Raw genomic sequence first — 14,683 nt, forward strand, 5'->3', positions numbered from 1 at the left:
GATTACATGCGAAGCACTATTTTACTTCATTGTCTATTTCAGAAAGCGGTACATGACGCACATCCACGCCTTTAATCATATACACCAAATGCTGACAGATATGACGAGCGTAATCGCCAATACGCTCAAGTGAACGCAGCACCCAAATCACATTAAGTACTCGAGTAATACTGCGAGGATCTTCCATCATATAAGTAACCAGCGAGCGGATGGCGGTTTTGTATTCCAGGTCAACATTGCGGTCACGTTTTGCTACCTTGATCGCGGCTTCCAAGTCTAACCGAGCATACGCGTCCAACGAATCATGTACCATAGAGGATACCATTTGCCCTATACGGTTAATTTCCACATAACCACGAGGAGATTCTCCCTCTTCAATGAGAGCAATCGTTAGAGACGCAATTTTTTTTGCTTCGTCGCCCATACGCTCTAACTCCCCTACCGCTTTACTGATAGACATAATTAAGCGCAAATCCGATGCGGCGGGCTGACGGCGAGCTAAGATGCGAGTGCACTCTTCATCAATTAGTCCATCAAGCTGATTTACTGTGGCATCTTTATCTTTAACGTCTTCCGCCAAGCTGCCGTTGCTATCCAATAACGCTTGTACGGAATCACTCACCTGATTTTCGACAACACCACCCATGGTTAAAAAGTGCTGACGCAACGTTTCTAGCTCATGATTAAACTGCTGAGAAATATGATCTGTTGTTAATTCTTTCATTATCTTCGTCCTCTGCCTTAAGCCTAACCGTAACGACCCGTGATGTAGTCTTCTGTTTGTTTTTTCTCAGGGTTAGTAAACAACGTATTGGTGTCTCCAAACTCGATCAAATCCCCCATGTACATAAATGCCGTATAGTCAGAAACGCGCGCGGCTTGCTGCATATTGTGCGTTACAATGACAATGGTGAAGTCTTTCTTCAATTCATGAATCAATTCTTCAATTTTCAGCGTGGAAATAGGATCCAGGGCCGACGCAGGCTCATCCAAAAGCAATACTTCTGGTTTAACGGCTACAGTACGAGCAATCACCAAACGTTGCTGCTGACCACCCGACATGCCTAGTGCACTTTCATGTAATCGGTCTTTTACTTCGTCCCATAACGCCGCCGAACGTAACGCCCACTCAACCGTTTCATCTAATATGCGTTTTTTATTAATGCCTTGTATACGCAAGCCATAAGCAACGTTTTCATAAATACTTTTAGGAAATGGGTTCGGCTTTTGGAATACCATACCAACACGACGGCGTAACTCCGCGACATCCGTGCCTTTTTGATAAATATTTTTATCATGTAAATTTATATCACCAGTGATACGACAGGCATCCACCAAATCATTCATTCTATTGAAGCATCGTAATAGTGTGGATTTACCACAACCAGAAGGACCGATAAACGCGGTTACTTTTTTCTCAGGAATGATCATATCTACCCCTTTAAGGGCTTCTTTTTCACCGTAATAAAGGTGTAAGTCATTCACTGACAAGCAAATTTTTTCCTCTTGAATATTCAATGCTTGCTGGCTACGTTTCATTGCTGAAATATCAATTGAGTGTGTCTTTGTTTCGCTCATAATCTTCTCTTCTCCGCCAGCTTACATTTCTAGCGATTTGTATTTTTCACGTAGATGGTTACGAATGGTAACCGCCGAAAAATTCAGTAATGCAATAACAATAACCAACAAGAGTGCCGTTGCATAAACTAATGGTCGCGCCGCTTCAACATTTGGGCTTTGGAAACCAACATCGTAAATATGGAAACCTAAATGCATGAATTTTTGATCCAAATGGATAAAAGGGTAATTACCGTCTAAAGGCAAAGATGGCGCTAATTTCACAACACCAACCAGCATGAGAGGAGCCACTTCCCCAGCCGCGCGCGCCACAGCAAGAATCACACCGGTCATAATCGCAGGGCTGGCCATAGGCAACACCACACGCCATAACGTTTCTGCTTTCGTTGCACCAAGAGCCAAACTGCCTTCACGCACATTACGAGGAATACGAGATAAGCCTTCCTCAGTTGCTACTATGACTACAGGGACGGTTAATAAAGCCAACGTAATCGATGCCCACATAAGACCACCCGTACCAAACGTTGGCGAAGGTAGCGCTTCTGGGAAGAAGGCTTGGTCAATCGATGACCCCATAAAGTAAATAAAGAAACCGAGACCAAACACACCGTATACGATAGAAGGCACACCCGCTAGATTGTTTACTGCGATACGAATAACCCGAGTTAACACACCCTGAGAAGCGTATTCACGAAGATAAACCGCCGCCACAACACCAAACGGCGTCACCAATACCGTCATCAGCAGTACCATCATAACCGTACCAAAGATGGCCGGAAAAACCCCACCTTCCGTATTGGCTTCACGCGGGTCATCGGATAAGAATTCCCATAACTTTGAGCCGTAAAAAGCCAGTTTTTCGATAATGCCCATTGAATTTGGACGATACGCACGAACAATCTTAGCGACACTTTGCTCAATTACCGTACCATCCATTGCTTCGACTAAAACCGTATCACGGTTAATTTGAGCGTATAAGTCGATTAGCTTTTGTTGCAAAACTTTGTATTCAGCATCAAACATCGCTCTTTCGGCTTCAAGATCCGCTTGGCGTTCAGGCGTTAATGTACCTTCCAGCACATAGCCTCGCTCTTTGAGGCGAAGGCGTTCCAAGCCATGATTTATTTTACCAATATCATGTTTCTCTACTTGGTAAATATCGTCATGTATCACTAACGCACGTTCGATGCGCTCTTGCATGATATCCCATGTCGCTAAGGACGAATCGGTTGGCGTCTTATCTTCGGTAGAAGCAACGACGTTACCATTTTCTTTTACCGCCAATAAGTAGCCATACATGTTACCCCACTCACGACGCTCAGCGGCAAACAACATTTCTGGACGAACAGTGTCTTCCATATAGTTATCAATAACCCAACGAAAATCAGCACCATAGACATCACGGTTACCTACTTTCATTAAGGTACGTTGCATAATCTGGATAGATTCATCAACGTTAATGCCCGCTTCTACTAACTGTGCTGATGGTACATCAACGCTTTCAACACGCTCTGCAACGATTTTATAAGGCTCGTTACCTGGTAGTGCATAACGCCCTTCAACAATATCAGCGGGCCAAAAATGACCCAGACCTCGAACGGCAATGAGTAATAATAACCCAATGACCATAATGACAGAGATTGCTACTGCGCCAGCGTTAAGCCATACCCATGGTTCACCTGACTTAACCCAACCCGATACGGATGTTTTCTTCATTGTTACTCTCACTTAGAATAAGTTACAGCGAACCGTATTTTTTACGTAAATGCTGACGCACTGTTTCTGCAATAGTGTTCACCACAAAGGTAAAGATAAACAGAACGAACGCGGCTAAAAATAGAATTCGATAATGGGAGCTATCTACTTCGGACTCTGGCACCTCTACCGCTAAGTTGGCGGCCAATGTCCGCATTCCCTCAAAGATATTGAAGTCCATTATTGGTGTATTACCCGTTGCCATAAGCACAATCATGGTTTCACCAACAGCGCGCCCCATACCAATCATGACCGCCGAGAAAATACCCGGGCTAGCCGTTGGTAGTACAACTCGCGTCATGGTTTGCCAGTAAGTGGCCCCCAATGCCAAAGACCCTTGAGTTAATGCTTTAGGCACACTGAAAATAGCGTCTTCGGTAATCGAGAAGATGGTAGGAATAACCGCAAAGCCCATTGCAAAACCAACCACTAAAGCATTGCGTTGGTCAAAGGTAATCCCTAGGTCATTCGTGATCCAGGAACGAATATTACCGTCGAAGAAGTTCAGCTCAATGACGGGACTCATGGCCACACAGAACCAACCCAAAAAGACCACGACAGGTATCAGAATCAACGGCTGCCAACCATCAGGTAATAACCAACGAATCTGAGTCGGCAAACGCGACCAGATATAGGCAAATGCTAAAATTCCAACAGGTAGGATAATCAAGATACTAAAAGCGGCCGCTAAGTTTTCTTCTAGGAAAGGGGCAAAGAACAAGCCCGCTAAGAAACCTAAAATAACAGTAGGTAATGCTTCCATTAACTCGATGACTGGCTTCACTTTACGACGCAATTTTGGCGCCATGAAATACGCCGTATAAATCGCTCCACAAATGGCTAAAGGCACCGCCATCAACATGGCGTAAAAAGCGGCTTTAAGCGTACCAAATGCGAGAGGCATTAAGCTGTATTTTGGTTCAAAGTCGTTATTTGCCGCGGAAGACTGCCAAGTATAAGTTGGCTCTTGATACCCTTCGTACCACACTTGACTCCATATTGAAGACCAAGAGACTTCTGGGTGCTCATTGTCAACGTGGTACACTTGAATACCACGACTGTCCTCAATTAAAAGCGCATTAGCACGTGGGGAAAAGGCAATTAGATGAGCGGTTTCATCACTCAAACGTTCATTAATGACTTGTCTTTCTGACGTTGCATTGTAGACCGCAATCACACCACGATCATCCAAGGTCGCAAAGCCTTTACGACGATGCTCCATAGCAATGTTTTCAATGGAAACAGGCTGCTTCACATCACGTATAAAAGTAAGTATTTCTTCGTTATCATCATTACGAACATTAAACCATTGACTGACTCGACCTGATGTATCCGCCACCATAATGGAAGATTGTCCAAGTAAGTACGTCATTGACACAACTTGAGCATCCCCTTTGGTTAACTCAAATTGCGCTTTTAAGCTAATGTCATCAAAATCTCGTAGATCAAATTCGGTCAAAGAACCTTGTATCGATGCGACGTATAAATAACGTTGATCACCACTAATTAACATTTCCGCCGTGTTTGGTACGAAAGGCAGTGATTGAGTAGTTTCCGTTAGTTCAACCTCTTCAGTGATAAAGTTAACGTCTTTATCCAGTTTAGTAATCGCACTCTTGGAGTCGCCTAAACTGGCTATGGTTAACTTATCGTCACTGTCACGCAGTGCCAATTTACGAATAGCAAAGTCGCCCGCTGATATTCCATCCGTACCGTAAGGGTATTCAACAACAGGGCGAATATGACGAGTACCGTCTGGATACGAAATAATGTACTTATGTTTTACTAATAAAACACGCCCATCTTCATAACCAAAACCTAAAAGAAAGCTCGTATCCGATTCAACAGCAAACGCCGTCACTTTTGCATCTATTGGGTTATCTACTTGCTCAATGACCGAACCATCTGCAGTAGAAAAGAAGATTATCTGTCCTGTTTCAGAAACACGCATACCGACTTCGGTTTGCTCTTCTGTTGTCAGATAGACACTTACACCTTGCTCTTTGGCTGGCAAATCGTAAGCCGCTCTTTTCTCTACTTCTGCCCCAGAAAACAAAGGCATTACTTCATAAAGCAAATAGAAACAGATCAAGAGAACCGCCAAAATAACACTACAACCACCGATGGCAATGCCAACCGTTGCTGATCGATCTTTTAGCGCTCGAACCTTCCTATGACGTAGCAAAGCAGGCGTATTGAAATCCAACTCCGGAATATTACGGTCAGTTAATTTACTCATCCGAACTCATCTTTATTACAAAATTATGACAACCTTGAAAGCAGCAAAAACAGGAGAAGTCGAAACCCTCCTGCTTTTCATCTTTAGCGAACTAATTCAGACTCGAATTAGTTAATACCAAGATCTTTCAAGTACTTGTTAGCTACTTTCGCTGGTAAAGGAACATAACCGTCTTTTACCACAACTTCTTGACCCGTCTTAGAAAGAACCATTTTAACGAACTCGCGCTGTAATGGAGCAAGTGGTTTGTTAGGTGCTTTGTTTACATATACCCATAGGAAACGAGACAATGGATATGCGCCTGTTGATGCATTCTCGATGGATGCATCAACATATTTCCCATCTTCTTTCTTAGAAATGGCTACAGCACGAACAGAAGACGTTCTGTATCCAATACCTGAATAACCAATGCCGTTCAAAGAGGTCGATACAGACTGAACGACAGAGGCTGAGCCAGGTTGCTCATTAACACTGTTTTTGAAATCACCTTTGAAAAGTGCATTTGATTTAAAGTAACCGTAGGTACCAGATACCGAGTTACGACCAAATAATTGAATATCACGGTCAGCCCAAGCGCCAGTTAGACCCGCTTTGCCCCAATTAGTAATGTCTTCACTGTGGCCACCCTTACGAGTAGAAGAGAAAATGGCATCAACTTCAGGCAGAGACAAACCTTTAACTGGGTTATCTTTATGTACAAAAACCGCCAGTGCATCGATAGCTACTGGAATAGCGGTAGGTGCATAACCGTATTTTTTCTCAAAAGCGGCAATCTCTTTGTCTTTCATTTTACGAGACATAGGACCGAAGTTAGATGTACCTTCCGTTAACGCTGGTGGCGCAGTAGAAGAGCCAGCCGCTTGAATTTGAATGTTCACATTAGGATATAGGCGTTTAAAATCTTCGGCCCACAATGTCATCAAGTTAGCCAACGTGTCAGAGCCAACGCTTGATACGTTACCAGAAACGCCACTTGCTTTAGCGTAAGCAGGAAGCATTGGATCAATATCAGCCATTGCGTTAGCCGAAACACCAACAGCGGCCGCCATTGTTAAACCTACAACTAAATTTTTCATCATCATATCAACCTCAGTGGTTACATCTAATTAAAGAGAGAAAAGCCGTTTGCCTTTGCTATGATTGATACTATAAAAGACGAATGTGACAGTTATGTTAAAGCCTCCTATTTAACTAAATAAATTATTGCTTATTCTGTAACTCACTAAAAGAACCGTCATAGACACGTTCTTATTAGTAGATAATACCCATTCGTAACATGGTCACCACACCTAATAACCTAATAGAGAGACGTTTCACCATGAATAAATACAGAATCAACGTCAGATTAACGTCTTATGGTCACCTCAGATAACCCAATCTATTCCCATAGATAGCGTTATCCAATAAACTGACGGCTCAATTTTTATTCGACTTATCATTCAATAACATTAATTAGCGTTTAATAGGTACCTCAATGGTTAACAAACACGTCTATTTAGCGGAGGCCATTTCTTCGTTTACAGGGAAATGTGTATCTTGGCTAACACTCGTAATGATGCTGCTTACTTGCTTAATCGTACTTTTAAGGTATGGATTTAATATTGGCTCCATTGCATTACAAGAATCCGTTCTCTATCTTCACGCATTGGTCTTTATGCTCGGTGCCGCTTACACTTTCAAAGATGATGAACATGTTAGAGTGGATGTCTTTTATCGCACTTTCACGGCACGAAAAAAAGCATGGGTAAATATTTTAGGTGGCTTATTCTTCCTATTACCAGTCACCTTATATACTGGCTATTTAAGTATAGAATACGTTGGAGCCTCGTGGCGCGTACTTGAAACCTCTCAAGAACCGGGTGGTTTACCTTTTATTTACTTATTAAAAACACTCATTCCTTTAATGATGGTCAGCTTAATCATTCAGGGCATTGCCGACATAATAAAAAATATTGGTGTCTTGCAGTCTTCTTCTAATATCTCGGTTGATCAAGGATAAAGTAATGGTCGAATTAATCCCAATATGGCTGTTTGCAGCCGTTTGTATTTGTTTGATGTTTGGTTACCCAGTGGCCTTCTCGCTTGGTGGTACGGCCCTTATTTTTGCCGGAGTTGGCAGTCTTGTAGGTACGTTTGACAGTGTGTTCTTGGAAGCCCTACCCAATCGCCTTTTCGGTATCATTAGAAATGAAACGCTGATTGCCGTTCCTCTTTTTGTTTTAATGGGAGTTTTACTCGAAAAGTCCAAACTCGCTGAAAAATTACTAGAGAGTATGGCCATGCTGTTCGGCACGTTACGAGGTGGTCTCGGTATTTCTGTCATTCTAGTCGGCGCATTATTGGCCGCCAGTACCGGGATTGTGGGTGCGACCGTCGTCACGATGGGAATGATTTCTTTACCCACCATGTTACGTCGTGGCTACGATCCTTCCCTTGCTGCAGGAACTATCTGTGCAACCGGCACCTTAGGTCAAATCATTCCACCTTCCATTGCATTGGTTCTGCTTGGCGATGTTATGTCGAATGCGTTTCAAAAAGCACAACTGCAAATGGGCATATTTTCTCCTAAAACAGTCTCGGTTGGAGACCTTTTTGTTGGTGCCTTAATCCCAGGCCTTATTCTGGTTGTGCTGTATATTGTGTATGTCTCTTTGGTCGCATGGCTACAACCTCACAAGGCCCCAGCGGTCTCAAAAGAAGAACTGCGCCAGGGGTCAACCGAATCCATGGCGATTATGTTGATTAAAGGTCTTGTCCCTCCACTAGCACTGATTATAGCGGTTCTAGGATCGATATTATCTGGTGTTGCGACACCCACTGAAGCGTCAGGAGTTGGTGCTCTTGGTGCCGCAATGTTGGCGTACATAAGCGGTAGATTGAACCTAGCGACTCTGAAAGAAGTCGTCCACTCAACCACAAAAGTCACCTCCATGGTGTTCTTAATATTAATCGGAGCCTCTTTATTCTCTTTAGTGTTTCGTGGGTTTGGTGGTGAAGAATTGATTCATGAATTCTTTCATGGCCTTCCAGGTGGTGTTGTTAGTGCCATGATTATCGTCATGCTAGTGATGTTTTTATTGGGCTTTATTCTAGACTTTATTGAGATCACCTTTGTGGTTGTACCTATTGTGGCACCCGTCTTATTGGCCATGGGCTTAGACCCTGTTTGGCTTGGTATTATGATGGCGATTAACCTGCAAACCTCTTTCTTAACGCCACCGTTTGGGTTTGCTTTATTTTATTTACGTGGCGTTGCGCCAAAAGAGCTCAAAACATCAGCCATTTATAAGGGCGTTATCCCTTTTATTGGAATACAAATTTTTGTTTTAATTTTATTGACTGTTTGGCCAGCATTGGCAACTTGGTTACCATCCGTAGTTTATGATTAATGTCTTTAAGAGCAACCTCGGTTGCTCTTACTTTTTAAGTAACATAGATACAAAGGAAAACACATGAAGGCGATTCAAATACAGCAATATGGTCCAGCAAGTGAGTTGGCCTTAGAAGAAACGGCTATTCCGTCTATAAGCTCCGAGCAAGTTCTTGTGGCAGTTAAAGCGGCAGGCGTAAATCCTGTTGATACCTATATTCGCTCAGGCACCAATAATTATACAACAACCTTCCCCCACACCCCTGGTTTAGACGGATCAGGAGAGGTCGTAGAAGTTGGGGAGAATGTTAACGGCTTCCATGTTGGTCAACGCGTTTATTTTAGTCGTAACCTCTCAGGGTCGGCCGCTGAATTTGCCGTTTGCATTCCGACACACACTTTTCCTTTAGCGGATGCATTAAGCTTTGAAGAAGGCGCCTGTCTAGGCATTCCTTATACAACAGCGCATCGTGCATTATTAGGCCGAGCAAACGCCAAAACAGATGAGAAGGTATTAGTTCATGGCGCCACTGGTGCTGTAGGTATAGCCGTTATTCAATTAGCTAAAGCCTTAGGTATGAATGTGGTGGCTACCGCAGGCACGCCGGAAGGCCGTACATTATTAGAACAACAAGGAATACATACTGTACTTGATCATACCCAAGCAGATCATTTAACGCCCTATCAATCTTTAGAGCAAGGCTTTGATGTTATTATTGAAATGTTGGCCAATCATAACCTTGACCAAGATCTAAAAGCACTAGCTTTCGGTGGCCGAGTCGCTGTTGTAGGTAACCGAGGAACAGTGGAAATCAATCCTAGGGATTTAATGGCAAGAGATGCGGCTGTCATGGGTGTAGCCTTAGCAAACATTAAGCCAGCGGAGCTTGATTTAATCGCAAAATCACTCTATCCATTGTTGAATGGCGGTCTTCTTAAGCCTGTTGTGCGCAAAGTCTACTCATTAGATGCCATCTCACAAGCCCATGAAGATGTGATGAAGTCGGGCGCTCAGGGAAATTTGGTTATTAAAATAAATTAAAGAAGCGTAAAAACGCAACGTATGTTTACGTATGTGTATTTTATAGCCACACTTAAAAGGGAAGCACTATTCCGTCTTCTCTTTTATTTATCACATTTAGATGATATATAAATTCTATATGGGATTTATATATCACTTGTGAGGAGTGTATTCTATGAGTGTCACTGTTGTTGTTACCTTTAATGTTAAACCAGATTTAGTGAAGCCTTTTATTGAACTATTAGAATCCAATCAAATCCATATGATTCAAGCTGGGGCTCTGAGTGTCGTGCTACTAAAAGGCCTAGAGAAAAGTAATCGTATCGTCGAAATAGAAAAGTGGGAGAGTATTGAAGACCATAAAAATTTTGGTAAAGTGCTACTAACTTTACCGCATTTTAAGCATCTTGATGAATACCTTTTAGACCCCTATAAAGTAATGTATTTAGACACACTAAGTAGAAAAGACGCATTCTAAGCTCTATAAGTAATACAAAATTACAACTTTTTGGTGAACGCCTTGAACCCAACTGATATTGTTAGTTTACCCAGCCAAGCCAGTACTCATGAGCATGACTATCATCAGCTCGTGATTGTATTGGACGGCAATACAGACTTTGATATCAATGGCCATGACAAACAATTACAAGTAGGCCAAGGCTGCCTGGTTCCATCCTCTGAATACCATGCATTTCAAGGCCTAGGGGCCAACAGAGTAATGTTGGTTAATCTTCCCGCTCCGACGAATAAAGCCATTACTGAAGAAGAGTACGAAGCCGTATCCCAGCTTTTTGATCAAGCGGCTTTTTTTCGCTTAAACCCTAGGCTGCAAGTACTCGCTTCCGCATTAAGTGGTGAATTACAACAGTACCCTGAAGACAAGATGCTGGCGCGAGCATGTGGTAATACATTATTAAGTGCCATCCGCCACCAGCTCAATGACACCAAAGTCGCTCGGCCAAAAGGCAATAAACTGAACATTGATCAACTTGACCAATTCATTGAACTTAATTTGTCTCGCAAAGTACATATTAATCAGTTAGCGAATTTCTGTTTTTTAAGCGTCAGCCAGTTCCATGAACGCTTTAAGGAAAAAACAGGCATTACGCCCCATCAATATTTAATGAAGAAACGTTTAGAGCGAGCTCAAACACTCTTAATAGAAGGCTTTACACCAATACTTGTCGCTGAAATGTGTGGTTTTTCCAGTCAAAGTGCCATGACGAGCCTATTCACCCAAATGCTAGGCACAACGCCTATAAAATTTCAGAAACAGTGGCGATAATTTTTTCGTAAAAAAAACGCCCTTTTTATAAACATTTTTTACTTTTCAATTTTTTTTGCACACTTAGAAAGTCGCTGTAAATTTCTTGTAAAAAAACCAGACTTTTTTATAAAAAAAAACGATTTTTCTGAAAGACGCAGAAGGCGTTCTATCAGTACATTAGCGTCACAAATTATGCACCTATTAAACCGTCTGAATTACGATTTTTTAAGATGGGTGCGACATGTCATGCCCTACGACTTATTCTGTCAGCTGTATGTAAGGCCAGACGCTTTAATCGATTGTTGCGTTACGGAGACTCTATTATGTTCAACGCTATTGAAGTTTTAAAGCCTACTTTCATTGAGAAACCTCTCAATGAATTATGGCAGCTCATTTCACCTTTGTATAAAGCCGACGAAGCCGCTTGGCTGAGAGAGTTGCTACCACTGGCTAGACCATCTGATACCGAATTAAAGAACAGTACAGAAGTGGCAACAAAATTAATAGAACAAGTTCGCAAAGACGACGACAGTATGTCTATGATCGATGCCTTGTTATTGGAATACAGCCTCGATACTAAAGAAGGCATTTTGTTAATGTGTTTAGCCGAAGCTTTAATGCGCGTACCAGACAAAGAAACCGCGGATGCTTTTATTAAAGACCGCTTAAGCGTCGCTGACTGGGCCTCTCATGCAAAAAACTCAGAATCCTTTTTCGTAAACGCGTCCACTTGGGGGCTTTTACTAACGGGCAAAATCGTCACAATGGATGAAGTTAAAGACGGCGAGCCTTCAAAATTAGTTAATCGTATGGTTAACCGAGTCTCTGAACCGGTTATTCGTAAAGCGATGAACCAAGCCATGAAAGTTATGGGGCATCAGTTTGTATTAGGTCGTGATATTAAAGAAGCGTTATCTCGCGGTAAAAACTACCGTAAAAAAGGCTACGCTTATTCTTTCGACATGCTAGGCGAAGCCGCATTGACAGCGGATGACGCGACAAAATACTTACGTTCCTATGAGAAAGCCGTTGATATTGTTGGTCAAGATAGTTACCCGTCAGGCCCTCGCCCTACCATATCAATTAAGTTATCTGCATTGCACCCACGTTATGAAGTAGGCAATGAAGACAGAGTCATGACGGAGCTTTTTGAAAGCGTAAAAAGCTTACTTATCAGAGCCCGAAAGGTAAATGTGGGCATCACTATTGATGCCGAAGAAGCCGATCGTTTAGAAATGTCATTAAAACTCTTTGAAAAGCTTTATCGTGACGAAGCAACTCAAGGCTGGGGATTATTTGGCTTAGTTATTCAGGCTTACTCTAAACGTGCTCTACCAGTGCTAACCTGGATCGCAGCGCTAGCACGAGAGCAAGGAGATAAAATCCCACTACGTCTAGTAAAAGGCGCTTATTGGGACTCTGAAATCAAAATTTGCCAACAACGTGGTGTAAATGGTTATCCTGTATACACCCGCAAAGAAGCAACCGATGTGTCTTATTTAGCCTGCGCTCATTTTCTTTTGAAGCCGCACACAAGAGAGCACATCTTCCCACAATTCGCGAGCCACAATGCGCATACCATTGCTACCATTACGAGTTTGTCGAAGCTCTTAGGCGCGTCTACAAATGAGTTTGAATTCCAAAGACTGCATGGAATGGGCGACGCATTGTACGACACATTAATCAAAAACAGCGGCACAGACGTACGAATTTACGCGCCTGTCGGCAACCATAAAGACTTGCTTCCTTACCTAGTAAGGCGCCTTCTTGAAAACGGTGCAAACAGCTCATTCGTGCATCGCCTGATTGATGCGACGTACCCAGTTTCAGACTTAGTTGGTCACCCTGTTCCTCTACTAGAAAGCCGTAAATCGTTAGCAAACCCCTTTATTAACTTGCCAATCAATTTATTTAGCGACCGTAAAAATTCTTATGGACCTAATATTGAAATTGAGTCTGAGTGGACTCCTTTCAAAGCTCAAATCGATACCTTTATGGGCCAAGAAACTCAATGGAGAGCGTATCCGATTGTGGGTGGTGAAAAAATCACTACAGGCCGCACTCACACAATTACCAGCCCTTACGACTTAAGTGAAACCGCGGGTAAAATTGATTGGGCCGATACGGACACAGTAACAAAAGCCATTGACCTAGCGGAAGCGGCGTTTCCTGCTTGGTCTCAACGGCCAACGTCTGAACGTGCCGACTGTTTAGACCGCATGGCTGATTTAATGGAAAAACACTACCCTGAATTGATGGCGCTTTGCCACCGTGAGGCGGGTAAAACCATTCAAGACAGTATTGATGAGGTGCGTGAAGCGGTAGATTTCTGTCGTTATTACGCGCAACAAGCGCGCAGCAAGTTTTCTGAGCCTCAAGTATTCCAAGACTTCATCGATGACGAAAAAACAATCGAACGTCAAGGTCGTGGTGTATTTGCTTGCATTAGCCCTTGGAACTTCCCTTTAGCCATCTTTATTGGCCAAGTATCGGCCGCGCTTGTGGTTGGCAACACCGTTGTTGCCAAACCTGCAGAACAAACAAGTTTAATTGCAGTACGTGCCATTGAGTTGCTATTAGAAGCGGGGGTTCCTGGTGATGTTGTGCATTTATTGCCAGGCGATGGAGCGACTGTTGGCTCTCCATTAACCAATGACAACCGTATTGCTGGACTCGCATTCACTGGCTCTACAGGTACGGCCCAATTGATAAACCGTACGCTAGCAAGCCGTGATGTAGCGCCAATTCCTGTTATTGCTGAAACAGGCGGTCAAAACGCCATGATTATCGATTCCACCTCCTTGCCAGAACAAGTGGTTCGTGATGCTGTTCGTTCAGCCTTTGCCTCCGCAGGACAACGTTGTTCAGCATTACGTGTCATGTTTGTTCAAGAAGACATTGCTGATCGCGTTATCCTAATGATCAAAGGTGCCATGAAAGAGCAAGCCGTCGGTTTACCACAATTGCACAGCACCGATGTGGGCCCAGTCATCGACAAAAAAGCGCAAGCGATGTTGCTAGAACACATAGAACGCATGAACGTTGAAGGCAAATTAATCGCTCAGTCCGACTTACCTGATTGGGCGGATAAAGGCACCTTTGTTGCACCAACAGCGTTTGAAATTAACAGTATTGATCTATTAACGGAGGAGAAGTTCGGCCCCATTATGCACGTCGTACGTTATAAAGCGAAAGACTTGGATAATATTATAGATACGATTAATAACTCAGGATTTGGCCTTACAATGGGTGTACATAGCCGTAATGAAACGACCTGTGCTCGTATCGCCAGCCGTGCTCGTGTGGGTAACCTTTATATAAACCGAGATCAAGTGGGTGCCGTCGTTGGTGTTCAGCCATTTGGTGGCCAAGGATTATCTGGTACAGGTCCAAAAGCAGGTGGCCCACACTATTTACACCGTTTCGCCGTTGAAAAAGTTCTTTAGGAGTGAA

11 protein-coding genes are annotated in these 14,683 nt (G+C 43.1%); 6 read left to right on the forward strand and 5 right to left on the reverse strand.

The window, feature by feature from the left end; translation table 11 throughout:
• Positions 1–16: 16 nt before the first annotated feature.
• The 5 genes from phoU to IEZ33_RS19550 all read right to left on the reverse strand — a co-directional run bounded on the left by phoU (position 17) and on the right by IEZ33_RS19550 (position 6,648).
• Complete coding sequence (gene phoU / locus IEZ33_RS19530) at positions 17–724, reverse strand: phosphate signaling complex protein PhoU (protein WP_191601645.1); 708 nt, start codon at positions 722–724, stop codon at positions 17–19.
• A 23-nt stretch (positions 725–747) separates the two neighbouring features.
• Positions 748–1,578 (reverse strand): phosphate ABC transporter ATP-binding protein PstB, encoded by an 831-nt coding sequence (pstB, locus tag IEZ33_RS19535; protein WP_191601646.1) that lies wholly within the window; start codon positions 1,576–1,578, stop codon positions 748–750.
• A gap of 21 nt (positions 1,579–1,599) precedes the next feature.
• Positions 1,600–3,294: a phosphate ABC transporter permease PstA gene (pstA, locus tag IEZ33_RS19540; protein ID WP_191601647.1), complete on the reverse strand. Its 1,695-nt coding sequence runs from the start codon at positions 3,292–3,294 to the stop codon at positions 1,600–1,602.
• Positions 3,295–3,316: 22 nt separating this feature from the next.
• Positions 3,317–5,572, reverse strand: coding sequence for an ABC transporter permease subunit (locus IEZ33_RS19545; protein WP_191601648.1), 2,256 nt, complete (start codon positions 5,570–5,572; stop codon positions 3,317–3,319).
• A gap of 107 nt (positions 5,573–5,679) precedes the next feature.
• A complete protein-coding gene (locus tag IEZ33_RS19550; RefSeq protein WP_275672817.1) occupies positions 5,680–6,648 on the reverse strand; it encodes a PstS family phosphate ABC transporter substrate-binding protein in 969 nt (322 codons plus the stop codon).
• Between the two features lie 398 nt (positions 6,649–7,046).
• Between IEZ33_RS19550 and IEZ33_RS19555 the strand changes: the two genes are divergently transcribed.
• The 6 genes from IEZ33_RS19555 (at position 7,047) to putA (ending at position 14,676) form a co-directional block, all read left to right on the forward strand.
• On the forward strand, positions 7,047–7,571 hold the full coding sequence (locus IEZ33_RS19555) for a TRAP transporter small permease subunit (RefSeq protein ID WP_191601650.1): 525 nt from the start codon (positions 7,047–7,049) through the stop codon (positions 7,569–7,571).
• A gap of 4 nt (positions 7,572–7,575) precedes the next feature.
• Complete coding sequence (locus tag IEZ33_RS19560; RefSeq protein WP_191601651.1) at positions 7,576–8,961, forward strand: TRAP transporter large permease; 1,386 nt, start codon at positions 7,576–7,578, stop codon at positions 8,959–8,961.
• A gap of 63 nt (positions 8,962–9,024) precedes the next feature.
• Entirely contained in the window at positions 9,025–9,984 is a 960-nt protein-coding gene (locus IEZ33_RS19565; protein WP_191601652.1) for an NADPH:quinone reductase, read from the forward strand.
• Positions 9,985–10,138: 154 nt separating this feature from the next.
• Positions 10,139–10,441 carry a putative quinol monooxygenase gene (locus IEZ33_RS19570; RefSeq protein WP_191601653.1) on the forward strand — a complete coding sequence of 101 codons (303 nt, stop codon included), beginning with the start codon at positions 10,139–10,141 and terminating at the stop codon, positions 10,439–10,441.
• Positions 10,442–10,474: 33 nt separating this feature from the next.
• Positions 10,475–11,248 (forward strand): AraC family transcriptional regulator, encoded by a 774-nt coding sequence (locus IEZ33_RS19575; RefSeq protein ID WP_191601654.1) that lies wholly within the window; start codon positions 10,475–10,477, stop codon positions 11,246–11,248.
• 305 nt (positions 11,249–11,553) lie between these two features.
• Entirely contained in the window at positions 11,554–14,676 is a 3,123-nt protein-coding gene (gene putA, locus IEZ33_RS19580; protein ID WP_191601655.1) for a bifunctional proline dehydrogenase/L-glutamate gamma-semialdehyde dehydrogenase PutA, read from the forward strand.
• The last annotated feature ends 7 nt before the right edge of the window (positions 14,677–14,683 follow it).

The organism is Marinomonas algicola (assembly GCF_014805825.1).
In the GTDB taxonomy this organism is placed as follows: domain Bacteria; phylum Pseudomonadota; class Gammaproteobacteria; order Pseudomonadales; family Marinomonadaceae; genus Marinomonas; species Marinomonas algicola.

Bases quoted from the DNA above. Each gene is read 5' to 3' on its own strand.
- pstA (WP_191601647.1), bottom strand. From the start codon at position 3,294: ATGAAGAAAACATCCGTATCGGGTTGGGTTAAGTCAGGTGAACCATGG.
- IEZ33_RS19565 (WP_191601652.1), top strand. From the start codon at position 9,025: ATGAAGGCGATTCAAATACAGCAATATGGTCCAGCAAGTGAGTTGGCC.
- IEZ33_RS19570 (WP_191601653.1), top strand. From the start codon at position 10,139: ATGAGTGTCACTGTTGTTGTTACCTTTAATGTTAAACCAGATTTAGTG.
- IEZ33_RS19555 (WP_191601650.1), top strand. From the start codon at position 7,047: ATGGTTAACAAACACGTCTATTTAGCGGAGGCCATTTCTTCGTTTACA.
- phoU (WP_191601645.1), bottom strand. From the start codon at position 724: ATGAAAGAATTAACAACAGATCATATTTCTCAGCAGTTTAATCATGAG.
- IEZ33_RS19545 (WP_191601648.1), bottom strand. From the start codon at position 5,572: ATGAGTAAATTAACTGACCGTAATATTCCGGAGTTGGATTTCAATACG.
- IEZ33_RS19550 (WP_275672817.1), bottom strand. From the start codon at position 6,648: ATGAAAAATTTAGTTGTAGGTTTAACAATGGCGGCCGCTGTTGGTGTT.
- IEZ33_RS19560 (WP_191601651.1), top strand. From the start codon at position 7,576: ATGGTCGAATTAATCCCAATATGGCTGTTTGCAGCCGTTTGTATTTGT.
- putA (WP_191601655.1), top strand. From the start codon at position 11,554: ATGTTCAACGCTATTGAAGTTTTAAAGCCTACTTTCATTGAGAAACCT.
- pstB (WP_191601646.1), bottom strand. From the start codon at position 1,578: ATGAGCGAAACAAAGACACACTCAATTGATATTTCAGCAATGAAACGT.